A 23,833-nucleotide genomic window follows, 5' to 3' on the forward strand; every position below is an offset into this window, starting at 1 on the left:
GCTCAGAGGGCCAGCGCGGCGACGGCGGTGGTGCCCGGCGGCGGGGGGAGGAGAACGGAGGGGAAGCCCTCGGCGGCCAGGGCGGTCCGCAGGCGGTGCACGTCGGCGCCGAACCGGACCAGGTCGAACGGCTCGACCGGTGTGGCCGGCGAGCCCAGGACCAGGGTCGTGGCCTCCGCCGGCCAGCCCGGCACGGTGTCGACCAGTGCGGCGCGTACGTCCTCGTCAGCGACCAGGGCGAAGACCGTGCCGGGCGTGACCGCCCGGCTCACCGAGGCGATCGCCCGGGTGACCGCCTCCGCATCCGGCCGGGCGGCGACGGGTCCCTCGGGCAGGGTGGCGGCGGCGTTCAGCCCGGCGGCCCTCGCTTCGGCGGTGCCGAGGGAGAACAGGTCCAGCTCCGCGTCGCGGACCAGCACCCGCGCGCCCGGCCCGTCGTCCGGCCGGGTCGCCCGCAGGTAGCCCCGGACCACCGCGACCGGCACCTGGTCACACTTGCCCTTGATCAGCTCACCGGCCGCGGCCAGCTCGTCGACCACGGCCATCTGGGTCAGTTCGAGCTCGTTGCCGTACGGGTCGATCTCACCCCGGTGGTCACGGATGGCGTCCATCCCGGCCACCCCGAGCGCCACGTCGGTGAGCCCGTTACGCCAGGGCCGGCCCATGGTGTCGCTGACGATCACCGCCACGTCGACGCCGAAGCGCTCCCGCAGGTCGGCGCGCAGCGCCCGCGCCGACGCGTCCGGGTCCTCCGGAAGCAGCACCAGCCGGGTCTTGTCCACGTTCGACGCGTCGATGCCGGCGGACGCCATCACGAAACCGTGGCGGGTCTGCACGATGCGGGTCGCACCCCGGGTGGCCACCACCCGGGTGGTCTCGGCGGCGAGCACCTCGTCCCGTGCGGCGAGCCGCTCCGGCCCGTCGGCGGGCACGTCGACCAGCCGTCCCTCCGCCTTCGAGACGATCTTGCTGGTGACCACCAGCACGTCGCCGTCGCGCAGCCACGGCGCGGCACCGGCGATCATGGCGGCCAGGTCATCGCCCTCGGACACGTGGCCGATGCCCGGCACCGGCAGGATCTCCAGCCTCACGTCAGCTCCATCGCGGCACGAACCATCGCCACCGTCGCCGCCTCGTCGGTCATCCGCAGCGGCACCGCCCGGACGGTCACCTCGGGCACCACCGCGCCCGCGTCCTCCTCGGCCACCAGCCAGCCGTCGAGCAGGCCGCCGGCCGGCCGGCCGCCGTAGAGCCGGCCCACACCGGCCGCGCTGCACTCGACGTCGAGCACCGACAGGCACCGGTCGGCCATGCCGCGTACCGGCGCCGAACCGATGATCGGCGACACGCCCACCACCGGCGCACGGCCGTCCGCGACCGCCTCGCGCAGGCCCGGCACCGCCAGGATCGGCGCGACGCTCACCACCGGGTTGCTCGGGGCGATCAGCACCACGTCGGCCCCGGCGATCGCCTCGACCACGCCGGGAGCCGGCTTCGCCGTCTCCGCGCCGACGAAGACGAACCGGTGGGTGGGGACCTCCGCGCGGTACCGCACCCACCACTCCTGGAAGTGGATCGCCCGCTGGCCGCCGTCGAGGTCCGCTGTGCCGGCCCTGTTCGCGACTGCGGGGCTCGCAAGCTCACTCCTCCCGCTCACCACGACGTGCGTCTCCAGCCGGTCGTCGGTCGCCGGCAGCAGGCGTACGCCGGGCTGCCAGCGCGTCGCCAGCGCCTCGGTGACCTGGGACAGGGGGTAACCGGCGTTGAGCATCGTGGTGCGGACCAGATGCGTGGCGATGTCCTTGTCGCCGAGGCCGAACCAGGTCGGCTCCGCCCCGTACGCGGCCAGCTCCTCCTTGACGGTCCAGCTCTCGCCGACGCGTCCCCAGCCCCGGTCCGGGTCGGCCCCACCGCCCAGGGTGTACATGACGCTGTCCAGATCGGGGCAGACCTTGAGCCCGTGCAGGAGCAGGTCGTCGCCGACGTTCACCACGGCGGTCACCTCGGCACCCACCTCCCGGGCGTACGCCCGGACGCCGAGCAGGAACCGGGCGCCCCCGATGCCACCCGTCAGAACCACGATGCGCATGTCGACCATCCTCGCGCACGCGTCGCCTCCGGTCCGCCGGTGGCCCGGGAGACTAGGCTCACGTCGGCAACCGTCCGCCCACGCCCGAGGGGGAGTCCGTGACCAGCCCCGACCCCGCGTCCACCGACGCGCGGCACCTGACCAGTCCACTGCGGGAGCCCGCCGCGCTCGTGCTCCTCGGCGCGAACGCGGTCTTCCTCTTCGTCGGGCTGCTCCAGCTGCTCCTGGCCAGCCGGTACGGCACCTTCACCGGCCGGGCCGGCGCCGCCTTCTTCGCGTTCGTCGGGATCGAGGCGGTGGTGCTGCCGCTGCTGGCGGTGTTGCTGGCCACGCACGTGCGCCCGGTGGTCCCCCGGGCGAAACTGATCACCCAGGTAGCCCTCGGCGAGTACGCGGCCAGCGCCGGGCTCGGCGCACTGACCTTCCTGATCTGGACGTTCGGCCGGCTGGCCGAGGGCGAGGCGCTCGACGCCTTCCTCGGCCTGCTGGTGCGCCTCGCCTGGCTGGCGGTGCTCGCCGTGGCCGCGTGGGCGGTGTACACGATCTGGCGCACCCTCTACCACGTGCCGAAGCCCAAGCCGCAGCCCGGCGTGTACGGCCAGCCGCAGCCGGGCTGGGGGACGCCGTCCGGCTGGTCCGTCCCCGGCCAGCCCGGCGGACCGCCGGTGCCCGGCCAACCGGGTGCCCACCCGGGTGCCGGCCAGCCCGGTGCGTACCCGCCCGGCCAGCCCGGTTGGCCGGGAAGCCAGTACGGCCAGCCCTACCCGGGCGTCCCGCAGCCCGGCCCGCAGGGCAGCCCGGTTCCGCCGTTCACCCCGCCGCCGGCCAACCCCACCCCGCCGCCGGCCAACCCCACCCCGCCGTTCGGCCCGCCGCCGTCAGCCGATCCCACGCAGGCGATCCCGCGCCAGCCCGCCGATCCCCGCGAGGGTGAGCCCGACCGCACCCAGCGCCTCAACCCCGAGGACCCCCACCACCCCCGCTAACCCCCCCCGCCCCCCGCCCCCCGCCCGCCGCCCGCGCACTTTCACGGAAAGAGTGGCTATTCCGCGCCGGATAGCCACTCTTTCCGTGAAACAGCGCGTCCAGGACGGGGCGGGGTCGAGCGCGGGGAGGGCGGTGGGGTTTCCCACCGGGCGGGCCGGGGCGGGTCAGGTGTGGCGGGTGAGCGCTTAGGCTGGGCGGATGGTTGATCGCACCGGGCCGGGCCCGACCGAGGCGAGCGTGCGGCGGGCCCTGCGAAGGGCCGCGAGCGGGCGGGCGCTGGACGCCGACGAGGCCACCACGCTGCTGGCCGCCCGCGGTGGGGCGTTGGACGAGCTGCTGGCGGTCGCCGGTGCGGTCCGGGACGCCGGGCTGCTCGCGGCGGGGCGGCCGGGCGTGGTCACGTACTCGAAGAAGGTCTTCGTCCCGCTCACCCGGCTCTGCCGCGACCGCTGCCACTACTGCACCTTCGCGACGGTGCCGCACCGCCTACCGGCCGCGTTCTTGGAGCAGGACGAGGTCCTGGCGATCGCCCGGGCCGGCGCCGCCCAGGGCTGCAAGGAGGCGCTGTTCACGTTGGGCGACCGCCCGGAGGAGCGCTGGCCGGCGGCCCGACGGTGGCTCGACGAGCGGGGCTACGACTCCACGCTGGACTACCTGCGCGCCTGCGCGGTCGCGGTGCTGGAGGAGACCGGGCTGCTGCCGCACCTCAACCCGGGGGTGCTCTCCTGGGCGGAGTTGCAGCGGCTCAAGCCGGTCGCGCCGAGCATGGGCATGATGCTGGAGACCACGGCGACGCGGCTGTGGTCGGAGCCGGGCGGCCCGCACTTCGGCTCGCCGGACAAGGAGCCGGCGGTCCGGCTGCGGGTGATCGAGGACGCCGGCCGGGTGAACGTGCCGTTCACCACCGGGATCCTCATCGGCATCGGTGAGACCCCGGCCGAGCGGGTGGACGCGATCTTCGCGATCCGCCGAGCGCACCGGGAGTACGGCCACCTCCAGGAGGTGATCGTGCAGAACTTCCGCGCCAAGCCGGACACGGCCATGCGCGGCATGCCCGACGCCGAGCTGCACGACCTGGCCGCGACGGTCGCGGTGACCCGGGTGCTGCTCGGTCCGAAGGCGCGGATCCAGGCCCCGCCGAACCTCATCGAGGGCGAGTACGACCTGCTGCTGCGCGCCGGCATCGACGACTGGGGCGGTGTGTCCCCGCTGACCCCGGACCACGTGAACCCCGAGCGCCCGTGGCCGCAGCTCGACGAGCTGACCGCGCACACCGCGACGGCCGGGTTCACGCTGCGGGAGCGGCTCACGATCTACCCGGAGTACGTCCGGGCCGGCGAGGAGTGGCTGGACCCGCGCCTGCTGCCGCACGTCACCGCGCTGGCCGACCCGGAGACCGGGCTCGCCGTCGCCGACGCCCGCCCGGTGGGCCGGCCGTGGCAGGAGCCCGACGAGGCGTACGGCGGCCGGACCGATCTGCACGCCACGATCGACACCACCGGCCGCACCGGGGACCGCCGCGGCGACTTCGACCACGTCTACGGTGACTGGTCGGAGGTGGCCGGCAAGGTCAGCGCCGGGGTGAGCGCCGGTGCGGGCGACGACGACCTGCGCGCCGGGCTGCGGCTGGCGGCCGACGACCCGGCGGCGCTGCTGGACCCCCGGTACGAGGCGGCGGCGCTGGCGCTGTTCGCCGCCGACGGACCGGCCCTGGACACGCTGTGCCGGCTCGCCGACGACGTCCGGCGGGACACCGTCGGCGACGACGTGACCTACGTGGTCAACCGCAACATCAACTTCAGCAACGTCTGCTACGTCGGCTGCCGGTTCTGTGCCTTCGCCCAGCGGGAGCGGGACGCCGACGCGTACCGGCTGTCGGTGGACCAGGTCGCCGACCGCGCCCAGGAGGCGTCGGCGGCCGGTGCGACCGAGGTCTGCCTCCAGGGCGGCATCGACCCGAAGCTGCCGGTCACCGTCTACGCCGACCTGGTCCGGGCGATCAAGGCGCGGGTGCCGGACATGCACGTGCACGCCTTCTCGCCGATGGAGATCGTCACCGCCGCCGCGAAGGCCGGCGTAGGAGTGCGCGAGTGGCTGACCGGCCTGCGCGAGGCCGGTCTGGACACCATCCCGGGCACCGCCGCGGAGATCCTCGACGACGACGTGCGCTGGGTGCTCACCAAGGGCAAGCTGCCCGCCGCCGCCTGGGTCGAGGTGGTGAGCACGGCCCACGAGCTGGGCATCCGGTCCAGCTCCACGATGATGTACGGCCACGTCGACCACCCGGGCCAGTGGCTCGCCCACTACCGGGTGCTGGCCGGGGTGCAGGACCGCACCGGCGGGTTCACCGAGTTCGTGGCGCTGCCGTTCGTGCACACCAACGCCCCGATCTACCTGGCCGGGATCGCCCGCCCGGGGCCCACCTGGCGGGAGAACCGGGTGGTGCACGCGATGTCCCGGCTGCTGCTGCACGGCCGGATCGACAACATCCAGTGCTCCTGGGTGAAGCTGGGCGACGAGGGCACCGTCGCGATGCTCCAGGGCGGCTGCAACGACCTCGGCGGCACGCTGATGGAGGAGACCATCTCCCGGATGGCCGGCTCCGGCAACGGATCGGCCCGTACCGAGGAGCAGTTGGTCGCCATCGCGACGGCCGCCGGGCGTCCGGCGCGCAAGCGGACGACCGCGTACGGTCACGCCTCGGCGTAGCGTCGAACCTTTTCCCGTCGCGGGCCGTACCAGTGCGTGCCGGCGGTGGTTACGGCGAGAGCCGCCGCCGGCATCCCTCGCGGGACGGGCGAGAAGAAGCCGGCTCGGCCCGCGACCGCCATCGCGGGCGCTTCGCGCCACCGCCGGAAAGGTTGCCCATGACCAGTGATCAGCGGAAGCGGCCCTGGCCGCGACTGACCCGCCGGCAGACGTTGACCGCCGCGGCGAGCGCCACGCTCGGCGCGGCCGCCCTCACCGTGCCGGGCCTGTCCGCCGCGCAGAACGCACCGGGTGCGGCGGCCAACACCGACGACCCGATCGTCGTCCACCTGCGCGACGCCGCCTCCGGGACCATGGACGTCTTCGTCGGCACGTCCCGCATCGAGGTACGCGACCGCGGCCTGGCGGATCGGCTGCGGCGCGCCGCCCGGCGCTGACGCCACTTCCTCCCCTTTCTCCTCGCTCGGGCCGGCGGGGGCTCTCGACGCCGGTCCGAGGAACCCTCTTTCGCACAGTGAGGTGGCTCCGCCATGTCTTCGCACCGTGAGGCGCCGGAAATCGCCAAGGATCCGGTCGCCGACTCATCCGACCTGTACGCCTTCGTCAGCCCCGACCGGCCCGACACGGTCACGCTGATCGCCAACTACGTGCCGTTGCAGTTGCCGTCCGGCGGTCCGAACTTCTTCGAGTTCGGCGACGACGTGCGGTACGAGATCAATATCGACAACAACGGTGACGGGCAGGCCGATGTCACGTACCGGTTCGAATTCACGACCGAGATCACGAATGCGAACAGCTTTCTTTACAACACCGGGCCCATCGACTCGCTCGACAGCAGGAACTGGAACCGCCGGCAGTTCTACAGCCTGACCCGCATCGCGGACGGCCGGGAGCACCGGCTCGCCCACAAGCTGCCCTGCCCCCCGTGCAACGTCGGGCCGCTGTCCACCCCGACGTACGCCGACCTCGTGCGGCAGGCGACGTACACGCTCTCCACGGGGGAGCGGGTCTTCGCCGGGCAGCGGGCCGACGGCTTCTTCGTGGACCTCGGCGCCATCTTCGACCTCGGTACGCTGCGGCCGTTCCAGCAGCTCCACGTGGCCGGCAAGAAGATATTCAAGGCGGAGGGCGAACCGGTCAACGCCACCGACCGGATGAACGTGCACAGCATCGCCCTCCAGGTGCCGCTGACCAAGGTGCGCCGCAAGGCCAACCGGTACGCCGGCGGCGACGCCGCCTCGGTGATCGGGGTCTGGACGACGGCGTCCCGTCGCCAGGTGCGGGTGCTCGGTGACCGGGGCGCGACCGACACCGCCGCCGGCCCCTTCACCCAGGTGTCCCGGCTGGGGAACCCGCTGTTCAACGAGGTCGTCGTGCCGATGTCCAGGAAGGACGAGTGGAACACGCTGCCGCCGTCGGAGGACAAGCGGTTCGCGAGGTTCGTCGAGCAGCCGGAGCTGGCCGCGCTGCTGCCGGTGCTCTACCCGGACGTCTTCCCCAACCTGGACAAGCTGAACAAGTCCAAGAAGGCCCGCACGGACCTGGTGGCCATCCTGCTCACGGGCATCCCGGAGGGCCTGATCGACGGCTTCACCAACGCCACCGGCGACATCCAGGCCGACATGCTGCGGCTGAACACCGCGATTCCGCCGACGCGCAAGCCGGACCGGTTCGGGGTGCTCGGCGGCGACCTCGCCGGCTTCCCGAACGGCCGCCGGGTCGCCGACGACGTGGTCAGCATCTCGTTGCGGGCGATCGCCGGACTGACCGTGCCTTTGGTCGACCGCGCCTTCCGTCCCGATGCCGCGGCGGCGGCGGTGACGCCGGGGCTGAGCGCCGCCGACGTGACCGCGCCGTTCCTCGCCGCCTTCCCCTACCTCGGTACGCCGTACGACGGGTTCAACAACCCGCCCGCGTCGGCCTGACCCGTCGGAGGTCGTCATGCACGAGCACGAGCACACGTACGGGCCGTCGGAGACCGGCAGTGTCGTCCTCGACATCGGTGGTGACACCGGCGCTCTGATCATCTACGCGGGACGGGACCAGCACGGCCAGGAGATCGAGATCAGTCGCGACGACGAGCCGCGTACCCACTCGGCGGTGCGGGAGCGCCGCGTGCAGGACGGCACGTTCCACAGTGCCGTCTACCCGGACCTGCCCGCCGGCTTCTATACCGTCTGGTGGGACGGCCGGACGCCGGCCGGCACGATCGCCGTCACCGGTGGCGTGATCGCCGAATTCGTGTGGCCGACCAGCACACCCCGGGGAGCCGACTGAGCTTCCCGAGTCCGCCCACGACCGCGCCCTGTCCACAGTGTGGACGGGGCGCGGTCGGCGTTCCCCGCCTCGACGAGCGGTACGGCACGAGTCGCGTTAACCTGTGGCCCACCAAGATCAACCGATCTCGGTGGGTGCTCCTCCGGGTCGTCCTCGACCCGTCACGGTACGTCGCCGGTGACCCGCCACGGGAGAAAAGCCGGGCAACTCGCCGGAGAGGGCGTTACCCGGCCGGGGTCTGAATCGATAGGGCAGGTTGCGAGGCCGGGTGGCCGGATGGCTGTCCGGGGCGTGTCGGGAGGGCGACTCCATTATCAAGTTTGGCTTGACGGCGCACGCATTACACGCGTGTAATTTGAATGGGGTTGTTCGCACGGAACGCAACAAATCAGTACCGGACGGACAAGCACGCCTTTCGCGTGGGGGGTTGCAGCGGCGATGACGCCGGTGCGCGACAAGGAGGCAATTGATGGACGGCCAGCTTGAGGTGGCCGACCTGCTCGGAAACGCGCCGGAGTGGCAGGAGCGGGCGCTGTGCTCGCAGACCGACCCCGAGGCGTTCTTTCCCGAGAAGGGCGGCTCGACCCGCGAGGCGAAGCGCATCTGCTCGCGTTGCGAGGTCAAGACCGAATGCCTCGAATACGCTCTCGGGCACGACGAGCGGTTCGGCATCTGGGGTGGGCTCTCCGAGCGGGAGCGGCGCAAGCTCAAGCGGCGCGCCGCCTGAGCGCGGTGCCGGGCCGGGGCGGTGGGGGCCGCCCGGTCCGGGCCGATGGGGTGATCCGACGATGTGCCGCCCAGGGGGCGCCGGCTCAGGCCAGTTCGTCGGGATCGACCCCGAGCAGGTTCGCGACCTGCTCGATGATCACGTCGTGGACGAGGTCGGCCAGGTCCTCGCGGTCCATGGCCCGGAACTCCAGCGGACGACGGTAGAGCACGATCCGGGGCGGCACCTCCTGCCGACCCGGCCGGCCCGGAAGCAGCCGGGCCAGCGGCACCTCGCCGTCCTCCAGCACGTCGGAGTCGTACACGTTCAGGTCCGGCGGCACGTCCTCGACCGCGAACTCGACACCCGCCAACTCCTTGGCGAACCGCCGCTCCAGGGTCTCGACGGTGTCCAGGACCAGGTCGTCAAAGATCTCGGCCTTGGTACGCGCCAACGGCACCGTCGCCGGCACCAGCCGCCCGCGCAGACCGCGGCCGTGCCGGTCGCGGCGTACGCGCCGACCGGAGCCGGGGCGGCGGTGTTCCGGGCTTCCCATGACGGACAGGGTAGCCCCCGCGACGCCATGGCCTGCGGCAGCGCCGCCCGGTTGGCGTGCCGGGTTCCGCGGGACCGGATTTTGTGATCACCGTGACGGGCGTGTCGCAACGCGAAGCGGTGCGCCGGACCCGGTAATGGAGATACCCTGCCGCACGTGAGGTCACCACGGCGCTGCTCCCGTAACGGCTGCCCCCGGCAAGCGGTCGCCACATTGACCTATGTCTACAACGAGTCGACCGCGGTCGTGGGCCCGCTGGCGGCCTTCGCCGAGCCCCACACGTACGACCTCTGCGAGCCGCACGCCCGGAGCCTGACCGCCCCGCGCGGCTGGGACGTGGTCCGCCACGAGGGCGAGTTCGAGCCGCCGCCGCCCACCACGGACGACCTGGTGGCCCTGGCCGAGGCGGTCCGCGAGGCCGCCCGCCCGGTCGCCCCCCGCCCCCCCGAGGACGACCAGCACCACCACGGCTCCCCGCAGACCGGCCGCCGCGGCCACCTCCGCGTAATCCCCCCCAACCACTAACCCCCCCGGGTCACCCCCCGGGTCACCCCCCGGGTCACCCCCCCACCCCAGTTCTCCCCACGCGCGCAGGCCACTGCCCGCGTTGATCAAGGGGTTTGCGTCGAAATCCGCGCGCCTCCTGACCCAAACCCCTTGATCAACGCGTTGGGGGTGGGGACGGGGGCGGGTTAGTGGCCCAGGAGGCGGGTGAACAGGGTGGCGCGCCGGGAGGGGCGGCCGGTGCGTAGCTCCGCACGGTCGGCGGTGAGCATCACGCGGAGGCCGGCGTTGACCGCGAGCCAGCGCAGCGGTTCCGGCTCCCACCTCGGGGAGCGGTGGTTGACCCAGGGGAGCCGGGTCAGGTCGGTGCGGGCGCCGCGGATCAGGTCGGCCAGCGTGCGGCCGGCGAGGTTGCTGGTGCCGACGCCGTCGCCGACGTAGCCGCCCGCCCAGGCCAGTCCGCTGTCCCGGTCGAGGCCGACCGAGGCGGCCCAGTCGCGCGCCACCCCGAGCGGGCCGCCCCAGGTGTGCGTCACCGGCACGTCCGGGCCGAGCACCGGGAACAGCTCGCCGAGCGTTCGGCGCAGCGCGGCGAACACCCGTGGCTCCCGGTCGTACGCGGGGGAGACCCGGGAGCCGAAGTGGTACGGCGCGCCCCGCCCGCCGAAGGCGAGCCGCCCGTCGGCGGTCCGCTGGCCGTAGATGATCACGTGCCGGTGGTCGGAGAACGTCTCCCGTGCGGCCAGCCCGATCTCGGCCCACGTCGACGCGGACAGCGGCTCGGTCGCCACCATCAGCGAGTAGACCGGGGCGACCGTGCGGCGCTGACGGGGCAGCGCCGGCGTGTACCCCTCGGTCGCCCGGACCACCACCGGCGCCCGGACCGTCCCGGCCGGGGTCACCGCCGCGCCGGCCCGGATCCGGGTGACCGGCGTGCGCTCGTGGATGGTCACCCCGCGGAGCTCGACCGCCGCGGCCAGCCCGCGCACCAGCCGGGCCGGGTGCACCGCCGCGCAGTGCGGGGTGTACGTGCCACCGCGTACCCCCTCGGCGGCGCAGCGTGCGGTGGCCTCGTCGGCGTCGAGGAGGGCGAGATCGTCCGGCCCCAGGCCGAACTCCCGTGCCTCGGCCACCGCCGCGCGGGCCCGCTCCAACTGCGGGCCGGTGCGGGCGAGCGTGACCGTGCCGCCGTACGCCCAGTCGCAGTCGATGCCCTCGGCCGCGACGACCCGGCCGACCTCGGCGACCGTGGCGTGCATGGCCCGCTGCATGGCGATCGCCGCGTCGCGGCCGTGCCGGCGGGCCAAGGCGGGCAGCGAGGTGGGGAACAACGCCGAGCACCAGCCGCCGTTGCGGCCGGAGGCGCCGTACCCGGCGATCTCCGCCTCCAGCACCACGATCCGCAGCGAAGGGTCGGCGGCGGCCAGGTAGTACGCCGTCCACAACCCGGTGTAGCCCGCCCCGACGATCACCACGTCGGCGTCGGCGTCGCCCGGCAGCGGTGGGCGCGGCGTCAGCGCCTCGTCCACCGTGGAAAACCAGTACGACAGGTCCTGGTAGCGCATCACCACTCCGGGGGCGGCAGGTCGAAGCGGAGCGCCGGGTCGGGCTCCGGAGCTCCGAGGGACTCGACCACCGGCACGACACCGGCCCAGACCGCATGGTCCAGGTCCTCGTCGGGGTCGTCCGGCGGGCCGGCGCTGACCTTCACGGAGCACTCGGCGAGTGGCAGCGCCAGCACCAGCGTGGCCGCCATCTCCTTCGCCGACGGCGGGCGGAGTTGCGCCCAGCGTCCGGGCAGCAGATGCTCGGTGATCCGCTCCAGCGCGGCGAGCTTCGCCTCGTCGTCGAGCGTGGCCGCCCGACCGAGCACCATGGCGCAGCGGTAGTTCATCGAGGAGGCGAAGGCGCTGCGGGCGAGCACCAGGCCGTCGAGCAGGGTGACGGTGAGGCAGGCCGGCGCCCCGGCGGCGAGGTGCCGGAAGAGCCGGCTGCCCGTGGAGCCGTGGACCAGAACCCGCTCGCCGTCGCGGGCGCAGGCCACCGGCACGGCGTACGGCTGGTCGCCGTCGACGATCGCCAGGTGGCCGACCCGGCCGGCGTCGAGGATCGCGTACAGCGTCGCCCGGTCGTGCACCGCGAGGTCGGGCAGCCGGCGTACGCGGGTGCGTGCCGTCCGCCCGACCCCTTCGGTCCCGTCGCCGCTCAGAGCCGGGACCATGCCTCGGTGAGGACGCCCCGCAGGATCTGTTCGATCTCGTCGAACTGCTGCTGGTCGGCGATCAGCGGCGGCGCGAGCTGCACGACGGGGTCGCCCCGGTCGTCGGCGCGGCAGTAGAGGCCGGCCTGGAACAGCGCGGTGGAGAGGAACCCGCGCAGCAGCCGCTCGGACTCCGCCTCGTCGAACGTCTCCCGGGTCGTCTTGTCCTTGACCAGTTCGATGCCGTAGAAGTAGCCGTCGCCGCGGACGTCGCCGACGATCGGCAGGTCGTGCAGCTTCTCCAGGGTGGACCGGAAGGCGCCCTCGTTGGCGCGGACGTGCCCGATGAGGTCCTCGCGGGCGAAGACCTCCAGGTTGGCCAGGGCCACCGCGCAGGAGACCGGGTGGCCGCCGAAGGTGACCCCGTGGGCGAACATGCCGGTCTCGGTCAGGAACGGCTCCATCAGCCGGTCGCTGGCGATCATCGCGCCGAGCGGGGCGTAGCCGGACGTGATGCCCTTGGCCGTGGTGATGATGTCCGGCTGGTAGCCGTAGCGGACGGCGCCGAAGTACTCGCCGAGCCGGCCCCACGAGCAGATCACCTCGTCGGAGACGAGCAGCACGTCGTACGCGTCGCAGATCTCCCGGACCCGCTCGAAGTAGCCGGGTGGTGGCGGGAAGCAGCCGCCGGAGTTCTGTACGGGCTCCAGGAAGACGGCGGCGACGGTGTCGGGCCCCTCCCGCTCGATGGCCCGACCGATCTCCTCGGCGGCCCAGCGGCCGAACGCCTCGGGGGAGTCGCCGTGCTCGGGTGCGCGGTAGAAGTTCGTGTTCGGGACCTTGATGCCGCCGGGCACCAGTGGCTCGAAGTCGCTCTTGATGCCGGGCAGGCCGGTGATCGACAGCGCACCCATCGACGTGCCGTGGTAGGCGATGTAGCGGCTGACCACCTTGTGCTTGTTCGGCTGGCCGGTGCGCTTGAAGTAGGCCCGGGCCAGCTTCCACGCCGCCTCGACGGCCTCCGAGCCGCCGGTGGTGAAGAAGACCCGGTTCAGGTCGCCGGGGGTCAGCGAGGCGATCTTCTCGGCCAGCTCGACGGCGGTCGGGTGGGCGTACGACCACAGTGGGAAGTAGGCCAGCTCGCCCGCCTGCTTGGCGGCCGCCTCGGCCAGCTCGGTCCGGCCGTGCCCGGCGTTGACGACGAAGAGCCCGGCGAGCCCGTCCAGGTAGCGGCGGCCCTGCGAGTCCCAGACGTACGCGCCCTCGCCGCGCACGATGGTCGGCACCTCGCCGGCGGAGTAGCTCGCCATCCGGGTGAAGTGCATCCAGAGGTGGTCGGTGGCGTTGGCCATGTCAGCCCCATCGGGTTTCGGGCCGGTAGGGGTGGACACCGGCCGCTCTGCCCACGGTTATCCCACAGCCGCACGCCCGAAAGCAAGTGGTATCAGTCGTGAAGGGCGGCAATGGCGACGGATTCAGCGAGAGTGCGTCGGCAGAGCAACGGATTCCGCACGATGCGCGTCGAGCGGCGGTCAGGCGGTGCCCCACGTGTACGTCTGCTTGCGCAGCTTGAGGTAGACGAACGCCTCGGTGGACAGCACGCCCTCGACGGCCCGGAGCCGCTGCAGGATCTCCAGCAGGTGGTCGTCGTTGCGGCACACGACCTCGGTGAGCAGGTCGAACGATCCGGCGGTGATGACCACGTAGTCGACCTCCTCCAACTCGGCGAGGCGGTCGGCGACGGTCTCCAGGTCGCCGTTGGTGCGCAGGCCGATCATGGCCTGCCGGGGGAAGCCGAGCTGGAGCGGGTCGGTGACCGCGACGATCTGCATGACGCCCGCGTCGAGCAGGCGCTGCACCCGCTGGCGTACCGCCGCCTCGGAGAGCCCGACGGCCTTGCCGATCGTCGCGTACGGGCGCCGGCCGTCCTCCTGGAGCTGCTCGATGATCTGCTTCGCCACGTCGTCGAGCAGCGCGTGGCTGGCCCCGTCACGGACGGTGACGCGCCGTCCGCCGTTGCCGTTGTCGTTGTGCCGGTTCGTCATCGACGCTCCCCTTGCCGGTTCCCGGGCCTGAGCCTAGTGCCATCGCGCAGTCTGGCGTATTTCGTCGTCGAGAGCTATTCCCGCAACGGAATCCCTTGTAAGGAAGGTCACCTCATGTCAGGATCAGTCGTCCACCGCGACCTGACCCTCCCGCCGGCGCGCCACCCCCGTCCCGCCGCCGACGAAAGACCCCTTAGGAGTCGTCATATGCGATCTCCCCTCCGCCCCCTTTCCCGACGTGGGCTGTTGACCGGCACTCTGGGTTCCGCAGCGCTGCTCGCCGCCGGTGGCTCGCTGGCCGGTTGCGGCACGAAGGCCGCGACCCAGACCGAGGCCGGCTGCGTCAGCGACGACCTCTCCGGCACCGAGAAGACCCTGGCCTTCTCCAACTGGCCGCAGTACATGGACGTCGACGAGAAGGACGAGTCGAAGCGTCCCACCCTCGACGAGTTCGTCACGAAGACCGGCATCAAGGTCACCTACACCGAGGACGTCAACGACAACAACGAGTTCTTCGGCAAGGTGCAGAACCAGCTCGCCGCCTGTCAGAGCACCGGCCGGGACATGTTCGCCGTCACCGACTGGATGGCGGCCCGGATGATCCGGCTCGGCTGGATCCAGAAGCTCGACAAGTCGAAGCTGCCCAACGTCGAGGCGAACCTCCTGCCCTCGCTGCGCAACCGCTCCTTCGACCCGGAGAACCAGCTGGCGATCCCGTGGCAGTCGGGCCTCGCGGGCCTCGCCTACAACGGCAAGGTGACCAAGGAGATCCGTACGGTCGACGAGCTGCTCACCCGCCCCGATCTCAAGGGGAAGGTGACCGCGCTGTCGGAAATGCGCGACACGATGGGCCTGCTGCTCCAGTCGAACGGCCATGACCCGGCGAACTTCACCGGACCCCAGTTCGACGACGCGCTCAACAAGCTCAAGAAGGCCGTCGACTCCGGCCAGATCCGCAAGTTCACCGGCAACGACTACGCCCCCGACCTGGCCAAGGGCGACATCGCCGCGTGCATCGGCTGGTCCGGTGACGTCATCCAGCTCGGCTTCGAGGACGAGAAGATCAAGTTCGTGGTGCCGGAGTCCGGCGTCATGCTCTGGTCGGACAACATGATGGTGCCGAACAAGGCCACCCACAAGGCGAACGCCGAGCAGCTCATCAACTACTACTACGACCCCGCGGTCGCCGCGAGGCTCGCCGCCTACGTCAACTACATCTGCCCGGTCAAGGGCGCCCAGGCCGAGATGGAGAAGATCGACCCGGAACTGGCGGCCAACTCGCTGATCTTCCCCGACGAGGCCATGCTGTCGAAGTCCAAGGTGTTCATGGCCCTGGACGAGAAGCAGGAGACCGAGTACGAGCGCAAGTTCCAGCAGGTAATCGGGGCGTGAGAACCATGGGACACGATGCACCGGCCGGTGACCTGCGGCTGGCCGACCTCACCAAGCGGTTCGGCGTCTTCACCGCGGTGGACGACCTCAGCCTGACCATCCCGCAGGGCTCGTTCTTCGCCCTGCTCGGGGCGTCCGGCTGCGGCAAGACCACCACCCTGCGGATGATCGCGGGGCTGGAGGAGCCGACGAGCGGGCAGGTCCTGCTCGGCGACCGGGACATCGCCCGGCTGCGCCCGTACAAGCGGCCGGTGAACACCGTGTTCCAGTCCTACGCGCTCTTCCCGCACCTGGACATCGCCGAGAACGTGGCGTTCGGGCTGCGCCGGCGCGGCATCCGCAAGGTGGACGACCAGGTCCGCCGGATGCTGTCGCTGGTGCAGCTCGACGGCTACGACCGGCGCCGACCCGCCCAGCTCTCCGGTGGGCAGCAACAGCGGGTCGCCCTGGCCCGCGCCCTGATCAACCACCCGCAGGTGCTGCTGCTCGACGAGCCGCTCGGCGCGCTCGACCTGAAGCTGCGCCGGCAGATGCAGATCGAGCTCAAGCGCATCCAGACCGAGGTGGGCATCACCTTCGTGCACGTCACCCACGACCAGGAGGAGGCCATGACCATGGCCGACACGGTCGCGGTGATGAACGCGGGGCGCATCGAGCAGCTCGGCGCGCCGGCCGACATCTACGAGTTCCCGGCCACCGCCTTCGTCGCGAACTTCCTCGGCCAGTCCAACCTCCTGGCCGCCGAGGCCGCCGGGGCCGCCGGAGGCGAGGTGCCGGTCTCGGCGCACGGCGGTCGCTTCTCGGTGCCCGTCGGCCGGGCACGCGCCGACCGGGGTCCGGTCTTCCTCGGCGTACGCCCGGAGAAGCTGCACCTGGCCGGCTCCGCCGACCAGGTCCCCGCCGGACACCACCACGTCACCGGGACCGTCACCGACGCCTCGTACGTCGGGGTCAGCACCCAGTACCTGCTGCGGACGGCCTGGGGGAGCGAGCTGTCGGTGTTCGTCGCCAACAGCGGCGCCCACGGTCAGCTCGCACCCGGCACACAGGCCGTGGCGTACTGGGATCCGCGGCACGCGTTCCTGCTGCACCGCGAGCCGGGCGAGCACGACCGCACGACTCCGGTGCTCGACGAGCCGGTGGGCGTCAGCTCATGACCGCCCTCGCCCACGTGCCCACGGGATCCGGGCAGTCGGCGGCCCCACCGCCGGCGGCCCGGTCCGGGCGGCACCGCCTTCTGCCGTACCTGCTGCTGCTGCCCGGCGCGGCCTGGCTGTTGCTGTTCTTCGGCCTGCCGCTGCTCCAACTCGCCGCCGCGAGCCTCTACGACCCGAGCGGCTCGCTCTCCACCGGCTACGCGCTGACCTGGGCGTTCGGCAACTACCCGGACGCGCTGCAGGCGTACTGGCCGCAGTTCGCCCGGTCGTTCCTCTACGCCGGCATCGCGCTGGTGCTGGCACTGCTGATGGGCTACCCGCTGGCGTACGCGATCGCGCAGAAGGCCGGCCGGTGGAAGAACCTGCTGCTGGTGTGCGTGGTCGCGCCGATGTTCACCAGCTTCCTGGTCCGCACGCTGGCGTGGAAGACGATCCTGTCGGACAACGGCTGGCTCGTCGGGCTGCTGCGCGACGTGCACCTGCTCGGTCCCGACGGCCGGCTGCTCGCCACTCCCGTCGCGGTGATCCTCGGCCTGACGTACAACTTCCTGCCGTTCCTGGTGCTGCCGCTGTACGCGAGCCTGGAGCGACTGGACTACCGGATGCTGGAGGCGGCGAGCGACCTGTACGCCAGCCCGGTGCAGACGTTCCGGCGGGTCACCCTGCCGCTGTCGATGCCCGGCCTGGTCGCCGGCACGCTGCTGTTCTTCATCCCGGCCAGCGGCGACTACATCAACGCCGAACTGCTCGGCACCCCGAACGAGTACATGATCGGCAACGTCATCGACTCGGCCTTCCTGGTCCGGCTGGACTACCCGCAGGGCGCGGCGCTGTCCTTCCTGCTGATGGCGGCGATCCTCGCGGTGGTCTTCGTGTACCTGCGCCGGGCCGGCACGGACGAGGTGTTGTGATGAGGTTCTCCCGTTGGCTGGCCGACCGCTGGGTGATGGGCGTGGGCCTGCTGGTCCTCGGCTACCTGTTCCTGCCGATCGCCGTGGTCGCCGCACTGTCCTTCAACCGCCCGTCCAGCCGCCTGTCGTACGACTTCAACGAGTTCACCCTGGACAACTGGCGGCAGCCGTGCGCCACCAGCGACATGTGCGACGCCGTGGTGCGCAGCGTGCAGATCGGGTTCATCGCCACCGTGGCTGCCACCGTGCTCGGCACGCTGATGGCGTTCGCCCTGGTGCGGCACCGTTTCCGCGGCCGGTCCGGGATCAACGTGCTGATCTTCCTGCCGATGGCGACGCCGGAGCTGGTGATGGGCACCTCGCTGCTCGCCCTCTTCGTCGCCGGCGGGGTGCAGCTCGGCTTCTGGACCGTCGTCATCGCGCACGTGATGTTCTGCGTGTCGTTCGTGGTGGTCACCGTGAAGGCCCGCCTCGCCGGCATGGACCGGCGACTGGAGGAGGCCGCGATGGACCTCTACGCCAACGAGTGGCAGACGTTCCGCCGCATCACCCTGCCGCTGGTGCTGCCCGGCATCGTGGCCGCCGCGCTGCTCGCGTTCTCCCTGTCGTTCGACGACTTCATCATCACGAACTTCAACTCCGGCACCACCGTCACGTTCCCGATGTACGTCTGGGGCGCCGCCCAGCGGGGCATCCCGCCGCAGGTCAACGTCATCGGGACGGCGATGTTCGTGATCGCGCTGCTGCTGGTCCTGGCCAGCTCACTGCGCGGGCGACGGGCGAGCCGGGCCGCCGTCGCGGCACCCGTGGTCGCCGGGCAGGCCGGCGGGCGGTCGTGACCGGCTCCCATACCGGCCGGGCGCGCGCGCTGGCGGACGCGGTGCGCGTGCCCTACTGGCTGGACCGTCCGGAACGCCCCGACCCGCTCCCGCCGTCGCACGGCGCGACCGGGACCGACCTGCTCGTCGTCGGGGGCGGCTACTCCGGGCTCTGGACCGCCCTGCTCGCCAAGCAGGACGACCCGGACCGGGACGTGCTGCTGGTCGAGGCCGGCACCTGCGGCTGGGCCGCCTCCGGGCGCAACGGCGGCTTCTGCGCCTCGTCGCTCACGCACGGCCTGGCCAACGGCGTCGACCGTTTCCCGGACGAGATCGACCAGCTGGAACGGCTCGGCCGGGAGAACCTGGACGCCATCGCCACCGCCGTGGCGGACCTCGGGATCGACTGCGACTTCGAGCGCACCGGTGAGCTGGCGGTGGCGGTCGAGCCGTACCAGCTCGACGCGCTGGCCGAGGACGCGGCGCTGGCCCGGCGGTACGGCCACGACGTACGCCTGCTCGACGCCGACGAGGTGCGCGCCGAGGTGGACTCCCCGACGTACCTGGGTGGGCTCTGGGACCGCGACCGGGTCGCCATGCTCGACCCGGCGCGACTGGCCTGGGGCCTGCGCCGCGCCGCCCTCGGCCTCGGCGTGCGGATCCACGAGCACACCCGGGTCACCGGCCTGCGCGCCGACGGCGCGGCGCTGCGGGCGGAGACCGCCGGCGGGCCCGACGCGATCCCCGGCTCGGTGCGCGCCCGGCAGGTCGTGCTCGCCACCAACGCCTTCCCGCCTCTGCTGCGGCGGCTACGGGCCTGGCTGGTGCCGGTGTACGACTACGCGCTGATGACCGAACCGCTGACCGACGCGCAGCGCACGTCGATCGGCTGGGCGAACCGGCAGGGGCTCGCGGACACCGGCAACCAGTTCCACTACTACCGCATCACCGGCGACGGGCGGATCCTCTTCGGCGGCTACGACGCGGTCTACCACTACGGCAACCGGGTCGCGCCGTCGCTCGAACAGCGGGACGCCACCTTCACCGCCCTCGCCGACCACTTCTTCACCACGTTCCCGCAGCTCGACGGCCTGCGTTTCAGCCACCGGTGGGGTGGCGTCATCGACACCTGCACCCGGTTCTGCCCGTTCTTCGGCACCGCGTACGACGGTCGGCTCGCGTACGCGGCCGGCTACACCGGCCTCGGTGTCGGCGCGACCCGGTTCGGCGCCCGGGTGATGCTCGACCTGCTCGGTGGCGGGGACACCCCGCTGACCCGGCTGGACCTGGTGTACCGCAAGCCGTTGCCGTTCCCGCCGGAGCCCGTCCGGGCCGCCGGCATCCATCTCACCCGCTGGTCGCTGGCCCGCGCCGACGCGCGGGACGGCCGGCGGAACCTGTGGCTCCGTACGCTCGACCGTCTTGGTTTGGGGTTTGATTCCTGATGCGCATCCTGCTCGTCGGCGCCGGCGGCGTCGGCTCCGCCGCTGTCGCCATCGCCGCCCGCCGTTCCTTCTTCGAGACCATGGTCGTCGCCGACCACGACCTCGGCCGCGCGTCGCGCGCGATCGCCGACCACGACTCCCGTTTCGTCGCGGCGCAGGTCGACGCGTCCTCCGCGGACGCGGTCGCCGACCTGTGCCGCGCGCACCGCATCACCCATGTCCTCAACGCCGTCGACCCGCGCTTCGTCATGCCGATCTTCGACGGTGCGTACGCGGCCGGCGCGGACTACCTGGACATGGCGATGTCGCTGTCCCACCCGCACCCCGACCGGCCGCACGCCGAGACCGGCGTGAAGCTGGGCGACGACCAGTTCGCCGTCGCCGACCAGTGGGCCGACGCGGGCCGGCTGGCGCTGTGCGGCATCGGTGTCGAGCCGGGCCTGTCCGACGTCTTCGCCCGGTACGCCGCCGACGAACTGTTCGCCGAGATCGACGAGATCGGGGTCCGCGACGGCGCCAACCTCACCGTCGACGGGTACGACTTCGCGCCGTCGTTCTCCATCTGGACCACCATCGAGGAGTGCCTCAACCCGCCGGTCGTGTGGGAGGCCGGGCGGGGCTGGTTCACCACGCCGCCCTTCTCCGAGCCGGAGGTGTTCCACTTCCCCGAGGGCATCGGGCCGGTCGAGTGCGTGAACGTGGAGCACGAGGAGGTGCTGCTGATCCCGCGTTGGGTGAAGGCGAAGCGGGTCACCTTCAAGTACGGCCTCGGCAACGAGTTCATCGAGGTGCTGAGGACGCTGCACAAGCTCGGCCTCGACTCGACCGCCCCGGTCCGGGTGGGCGGCGTCCCGGTGTCACCCCGCGACGTGGTCGCCGCCTGCCTCCCCGACCCGGCCACGCTCGGGGACCGGATGCGCGGCAAGACCTGTGCGGGCACCTGGGTCCGCGGGGTCGGCGTCGACGGGAGCCCGCGCGAGGTCTACCTCTACCACGTGGTCGACAACGAGTGGTCCATGCGCGAGTACGGGCACCAGGCCGTGGTCTGGCAGACCGCCGTCAACCCCGTCGTCGCCCTGGAACTGCTCGCCACCGGCCCCTGGTCCGGTGCCGGCGTGCTGGGTCCGGAGGCGCTGCCGCCGGTACCCTTCCTCGACCTGCTGAACAGCTACGGTTCGCCGTGGGGAATGGAGGAGCGGTGACGACGCGCTACGGCCCGATGTTCGGTCCGGACGTGACCTTCCTCGGGGTGCCGCCGTGCACTCTCGGCGAGCCGGTGACGTACGCCGACGCCGACGTCGTCGTCATCGGGGCACCCTTCGACGGTGGCACCTCGCACCGCCCCGGCACCCGGTTCGGCCCGTCGGCCATCCGCCAGGCCTGCTACCTGCCGCACGACGGCTCCCGACCGTCCCTCGCGCTGCGCGTCGACGCGTTGCAGGACCTCTGCGTGTACGACGCCGGCGACGTCGAGATGTTCTCCGGCGACATCGAGCGATCGCTGTCCGCCCTGGAATCGGCGGTCTTCGCGGTGGCGTCCGCCGGGGCGATCCCGGTGGTGCTCGGCGGTGACCACTCCATCGCCCTGCCCGACGCCACCGGGGTGGCCCGCCACCACGGGCTCGGCCGGGTGTCGCTGGTGCACTTCGACGCGCACGCCGACACCGGGGACGTCGAGTTCGGGTCGCTGCACGGGCACGGCCAGCCGATGCGGCGGCTCATCGAGTCCGGTGCGGTCCGCGGCGACCGTTTCCTCCAGATCGGCCTGCGCGGCTACTGGCCCGGCCCGGACACGTTGCAGTGGATGGCGCAGCAGCGGATGCGCTCGTACGAGATGACCGAGTTGGTCTCCCGTGGACTCGACACCTGTCTGACCGAGGCGTTCGGGATCGCCACCGACGAGTGCGAGGGCGTCTTCCTCTCCGTCGACGTCGACGTGGTCGACCCCGGCATGGCCCCCGGCACCGGCACCCCCGAACCGGGCGGACTCACCTCCCGGCAACTGCTCGACGCCGTCCGGCGCGTCTGCTACGAGCTGCCCGTGGTCGGTGTGGACGTCGTCGAGGTCGCCCCGCCGTACGACCACGCCGACATCACCGCGTACCTCGGCAACCGGGTGGTGCTGGAGGCCCTGTCCGCGATAGCCAGACGCCGCAAGGACGCGACCGGCGGCCCCCCATGGAACCCCACCCAACCCCTCCTCGACAACCGCTAACCGCGTTTCTGCCCCCGCCCCCACCCCCCGCCCCCGCGATCTTGCACTTTCTGCCCCGGCATTCCGGGCATAAGCCTTGTATTGAGGGCCGTAAGTGCAAGATCGCGGGGGAGGGGGTGGGGGGCGCCATAGCAGATCACCGGTTGGGGCGGGCGTTCTCCACAGGGGTGGGTCTTGTCCACAGGGGCGGCGGGTGGGGCGGTGCGCTGGGTTTCGCTTCGTGATCCTGCCCACATGACTACGCGGCTGTGGCGGATCGGTTCTCTGACGCGAACGCTTACGGTGAAGCGGCTGAGGACCCGCGTGAACCGGGAGGAACTGCGCCGCGTCCGTAGGGGCGTCTATGCCGACCAGCCCTGCGACGACGAGGATGAACTGCGGGCTCTCCTGCTGTGTCTGCCCAAGGAGGCGGTGCTCACCCGGCAGAGCGCGGCCCGCCGGTACGGCTTCGGTGTGCTGCGGGACGACGTCGTACATGTCCAGCTACCGGTCACGGTGCCGAAGCCCCGGCTGCCAGGGCTTGTCGTACACCACTCGGTCCTTCCGGTGGATCCGGTGCTCGTTGGCGGGCTGCCCTGCGTGCCGGCGGCCCGGTGTGCGATCGACCTCGCCCGGACCGTACGACGGTTGGACGCCCTGCCGGTCCTGGACGCCGCCATCCGAGCGGGAGCGGTCACGGCTGAGGAACTGCTCGCCGAGGTGGGCGCTCACCGGGCGCTGCGCGGGGTGCGCCAGGCGAGGGAGCTGATACCGCTGGCGGACGGTCGGGCCGAATGTCGGCAGGAGAGTCAACTGAGGTTGGTCATCATCGACGGGCGACTGCCGCCTCCGGAGCCGCAGCTGTGGGTGTACGACGGCCTCGGCATTCCGCGCTACCGGTTGGACCTGGGCTATCGCGAGCGCCGGATCGGCATCGAGTACGACGGCGGATCCCATCTGGACCGCGATCGTCTCCGGTACGACCGGAGCCGCATCAACTGGCTCGACGCCAACGGTTGGCGAATGCGCTACTTCACCGACCGGGACCTCTACGCCCGCCCTACCCACATCGTCGCAACGATCCGCGCCGCCCTCTCCTAATCCCCGGCCCCCGCGATCTTGCACTTCCTGCCCCGGCATCTCCCTCATACACCGCATATCGAGGGCCGAAAGTGCAAGATCGCGGGAGCGGGAGCGGGAGCGGGAGCGGGAGCGGGGGCGGGAGCGGGGGCGGGGGCGGGGGTGGGGTGGGGGTGGGGTGGGGGTGGGGTGGGGTGGGGTGGGGGTGTCAGCCCAGGCCGTTGACTGACGGGGTGCGTTCGCAGTGGTTCGGCAGGTCACCCGGGAGGAGGCCGTAGCGGGCTACCAGGAAGGCGGCGTCGCTGAGCGTCTCTCGATCAGTGGCACCTGGTCGTACGGCTCGGCGAAGGTGCGCGGCGCATCGTCGGGGAGCAGCCGCACCTGCCGCTGGTCGCGGAGTCGGGTCAGCACGTCGGTCGGCCGGTCCGGTCCGGTGGTCGCGGATACCTCAGCTGCCCGCCCCGCCGACGTGCCGGACGGCCCGGCGTGAAGGCCGCAGCCGGCGACGGCGGTCGCCGCGAGCAGTACTGCCCCGGCCAGGACGAGCCGTGACGAGGAACGAATGGTCAGCATCAGACACCCCTGTCGGCAGGAAGAACCGCAGAAGCATCACAACCCCCAAGCCAGACAAAAAAGAGCTATACCCCATTTGAGCCCACCCGCCCCCGGCGATCTGTGAGTGGGGGTTGTCAAGGGGTTCGGTGGTGGGTGGTGATGGTGCGGTAGAGCTGTCGGGCGATGTAGCGCTTGAGGCAGCGGGTGA

Annotated in this window: 23 protein-coding genes; 15 read left to right on the forward strand and 8 right to left on the reverse strand. The window is 72.0% G+C overall.

The window, feature by feature from the left end; all coding sequences use genetic code 11:
* Nucleotides 1-2 precede the first annotated feature (2 nt).
* Together ACIBR0_RS10760 and cofD are read right to left on the reverse strand one after the other, a co-directional pair.
* On the reverse strand, nucleotides 3-1,091 hold the full coding sequence (locus tag ACIBR0_RS10760; protein ID WP_396714288.1) for a coenzyme F420-0:L-glutamate ligase: 1,089 nt from the start codon (nucleotides 1,089-1,091) through the stop codon (nucleotides 3-5).
* Nucleotides 1,088-2,089: a 2-phospho-L-lactate transferase gene (cofD, locus tag ACIBR0_RS10765; protein WP_396714290.1), complete on the reverse strand. Its 1,002-nt coding sequence runs from the start codon at nucleotides 2,087-2,089 to the stop codon at nucleotides 1,088-1,090. Before cofD ends, ACIBR0_RS10760 begins: the two co-directional genes overlap by 4 nt.
* A 98-nt stretch (nucleotides 2,090-2,187) precedes the next feature.
* Between cofD and ACIBR0_RS10770 the strand changes: the two genes are divergently transcribed.
* From ACIBR0_RS10770 to ACIBR0_RS10795, 6 genes are all read left to right on the forward strand, one after another.
* Nucleotides 2,188-3,075 carry a hypothetical protein gene (locus tag ACIBR0_RS10770; protein WP_396714292.1) on the forward strand — a complete coding sequence of 296 codons (888 nt, stop codon included), beginning with the start codon at nucleotides 2,188-2,190 and terminating at the stop codon, nucleotides 3,073-3,075.
* A 199-nt stretch (nucleotides 3,076-3,274) separates the two neighbouring features.
* Entirely contained in the window at nucleotides 3,275-5,785 is a 2,511-nt protein-coding gene (locus ACIBR0_RS10775) for a bifunctional FO biosynthesis protein CofGH (protein ID WP_396714294.1), read from the forward strand.
* Between the two features lie 158 nt (nucleotides 5,786-5,943).
* Nucleotides 5,944-6,222 carry a hypothetical protein gene (locus tag ACIBR0_RS10780; protein WP_396714296.1) on the forward strand — a complete coding sequence of 93 codons (279 nt, stop codon included), beginning with the start codon at nucleotides 5,944-5,946 and terminating at the stop codon, nucleotides 6,220-6,222.
* A gap of 93 nt (nucleotides 6,223-6,315) precedes the next feature.
* Entirely contained in the window at nucleotides 6,316-7,710 is a 1,395-nt protein-coding gene (locus ACIBR0_RS10785) for a DUF4331 domain-containing protein (protein WP_396714298.1), read from the forward strand.
* A 16-nt stretch (nucleotides 7,711-7,726) separates the two neighbouring features.
* Nucleotides 7,727-8,062, forward strand: a complete 336-nt coding sequence (locus ACIBR0_RS10790; protein ID WP_396714300.1) for a phospholipase — start codon at nucleotides 7,727-7,729, stop codon at nucleotides 8,060-8,062.
* Nucleotides 8,063-8,531: 469 nt separating this feature from the next.
* Nucleotides 8,532-8,789: a WhiB family transcriptional regulator gene (locus ACIBR0_RS10795; RefSeq protein WP_007455784.1), complete on the forward strand. Its 258-nt coding sequence runs from the start codon at nucleotides 8,532-8,534 to the stop codon at nucleotides 8,787-8,789.
* 85 nt (nucleotides 8,790-8,874) lie between these two features.
* On the opposite strand, the gene ACIBR0_RS10800 is transcribed toward ACIBR0_RS10795, so the two are convergent.
* The gene (locus ACIBR0_RS10800; protein WP_120729946.1) at nucleotides 8,875-9,324 is read right to left on the reverse strand and encodes a metallopeptidase family protein; all 450 of its coding nucleotides are present in this window, start codon (nucleotides 9,322-9,324) and stop codon (nucleotides 8,875-8,877) included.
* 156 nt (nucleotides 9,325-9,480) lie between these two features.
* On the opposite strand from ACIBR0_RS10800, the gene ACIBR0_RS10805 reads away from it, so the two are divergent.
* On the forward strand, nucleotides 9,481-9,849 hold the full coding sequence (locus ACIBR0_RS10805) for a DUF3499 domain-containing protein (RefSeq protein WP_396714302.1): 369 nt from the start codon (nucleotides 9,481-9,483) through the stop codon (nucleotides 9,847-9,849).
* 167 nt (nucleotides 9,850-10,016) lie between these two features.
* Here ACIBR0_RS10805 and ACIBR0_RS10810 read toward each other — a convergent pair whose 3' ends face one another.
* The 4 genes from ACIBR0_RS10810 to ACIBR0_RS10825 all read right to left on the reverse strand — a co-directional run bounded on the left by ACIBR0_RS10810 (nucleotide 10,017) and on the right by ACIBR0_RS10825 (nucleotide 14,073).
* Nucleotides 10,017-11,393, reverse strand: a complete 1,377-nt coding sequence (locus ACIBR0_RS10810) for an NAD(P)/FAD-dependent oxidoreductase (RefSeq protein ID WP_396714304.1) — start codon at nucleotides 11,391-11,393, stop codon at nucleotides 10,017-10,019.
* Nucleotides 11,393-12,049, reverse strand: coding sequence for a pyridoxamine 5'-phosphate oxidase family protein (locus ACIBR0_RS10815; RefSeq protein WP_396714306.1), 657 nt, complete (start codon nucleotides 12,047-12,049; stop codon nucleotides 11,393-11,395). The genes ACIBR0_RS10810 and ACIBR0_RS10815 overlap by 1 nt, the downstream gene beginning before the upstream one ends.
* Complete coding sequence (locus ACIBR0_RS10820) at nucleotides 12,034-13,380, reverse strand: aspartate aminotransferase family protein (RefSeq protein ID WP_396714308.1); 1,347 nt, start codon at nucleotides 13,378-13,380, stop codon at nucleotides 12,034-12,036. The genes ACIBR0_RS10815 and ACIBR0_RS10820 overlap by 16 nt, the downstream gene beginning before the upstream one ends.
* Before the next feature lie 180 nt (nucleotides 13,381-13,560).
* The gene (locus tag ACIBR0_RS10825) at nucleotides 13,561-14,073 is read right to left on the reverse strand and encodes an Lrp/AsnC family transcriptional regulator (RefSeq protein ID WP_357035311.1); all 513 of its coding nucleotides are present in this window, start codon (nucleotides 14,071-14,073) and stop codon (nucleotides 13,561-13,563) included.
* Between the two features lie 246 nt (nucleotides 14,074-14,319).
* On the opposite strand from ACIBR0_RS10825, the gene ACIBR0_RS10830 reads away from it, so the two are divergent.
* The 8 genes from ACIBR0_RS10830 (at nucleotide 14,320) to ACIBR0_RS10865 (ending at nucleotide 23,091) form a co-directional block, all read left to right on the forward strand.
* Entirely contained in the window at nucleotides 14,320-15,465 is a 1,146-nt protein-coding gene (locus ACIBR0_RS10830) for a spermidine/putrescine ABC transporter substrate-binding protein (protein WP_396714310.1), read from the forward strand.
* Between the two features lie 5 nt (nucleotides 15,466-15,470).
* Nucleotides 15,471-16,622, forward strand: a complete 1,152-nt coding sequence (locus ACIBR0_RS10835) for an ABC transporter ATP-binding protein (RefSeq protein WP_396714312.1) — start codon at nucleotides 15,471-15,473, stop codon at nucleotides 16,620-16,622.
* A complete protein-coding gene (locus ACIBR0_RS10840) occupies nucleotides 16,619-17,533 on the forward strand; it encodes an ABC transporter permease (RefSeq protein ID WP_396714314.1) in 915 nt (304 codons plus the stop codon). Before ACIBR0_RS10835 ends, ACIBR0_RS10840 begins: the two co-directional genes overlap by 4 nt.
* Nucleotides 17,533-18,372, forward strand: coding sequence for an ABC transporter permease (locus ACIBR0_RS10845; protein ID WP_396714316.1), 840 nt, complete (start codon nucleotides 17,533-17,535; stop codon nucleotides 18,370-18,372). The genes ACIBR0_RS10840 and ACIBR0_RS10845 overlap by 1 nt, the downstream gene beginning before the upstream one ends.
* Nucleotides 18,369-19,796 (forward strand): NAD(P)/FAD-dependent oxidoreductase, encoded by a 1,428-nt coding sequence (locus ACIBR0_RS10850; RefSeq protein ID WP_396714318.1) that lies wholly within the window; start codon nucleotides 18,369-18,371, stop codon nucleotides 19,794-19,796. Before ACIBR0_RS10845 ends, ACIBR0_RS10850 begins: the two co-directional genes overlap by 4 nt.
* Nucleotides 19,796-20,998, forward strand: coding sequence for a saccharopine dehydrogenase family protein (locus ACIBR0_RS10855; protein ID WP_396714320.1), 1,203 nt, complete (start codon nucleotides 19,796-19,798; stop codon nucleotides 20,996-20,998). Before ACIBR0_RS10850 ends, ACIBR0_RS10855 begins: the two co-directional genes overlap by 1 nt.
* Before the next feature lie 17 nt (nucleotides 20,999-21,015).
* Complete coding sequence (speB, locus tag ACIBR0_RS10860) at nucleotides 21,016-22,011, forward strand: agmatinase (RefSeq protein WP_357040764.1); 996 nt, start codon at nucleotides 21,016-21,018, stop codon at nucleotides 22,009-22,011.
* Nucleotides 22,012-22,314: 303 nt separating this feature from the next.
* Complete coding sequence (locus ACIBR0_RS10865) at nucleotides 22,315-23,091, forward strand: DUF559 domain-containing protein (protein WP_396714322.1); 777 nt, start codon at nucleotides 22,315-22,317, stop codon at nucleotides 23,089-23,091.
* A 261-nt stretch (nucleotides 23,092-23,352) separates the two neighbouring features.
* Here ACIBR0_RS10865 and ACIBR0_RS10870 read toward each other — a convergent pair whose 3' ends face one another.
* On the reverse strand, nucleotides 23,353-23,643 hold the full coding sequence (locus tag ACIBR0_RS10870) for a hypothetical protein (RefSeq protein ID WP_396714324.1): 291 nt from the start codon (nucleotides 23,641-23,643) through the stop codon (nucleotides 23,353-23,355).
* Nucleotides 23,644-23,833 lie beyond the last annotated feature (190 nt).

The sequence above is a fragment of the Micromonospora sp. NPDC049497 genome, from assembly GCF_044465805.1.
Classification (GTDB): Bacteria; Actinomycetota; Actinomycetes; order Mycobacteriales; family Micromonosporaceae; genus Micromonospora.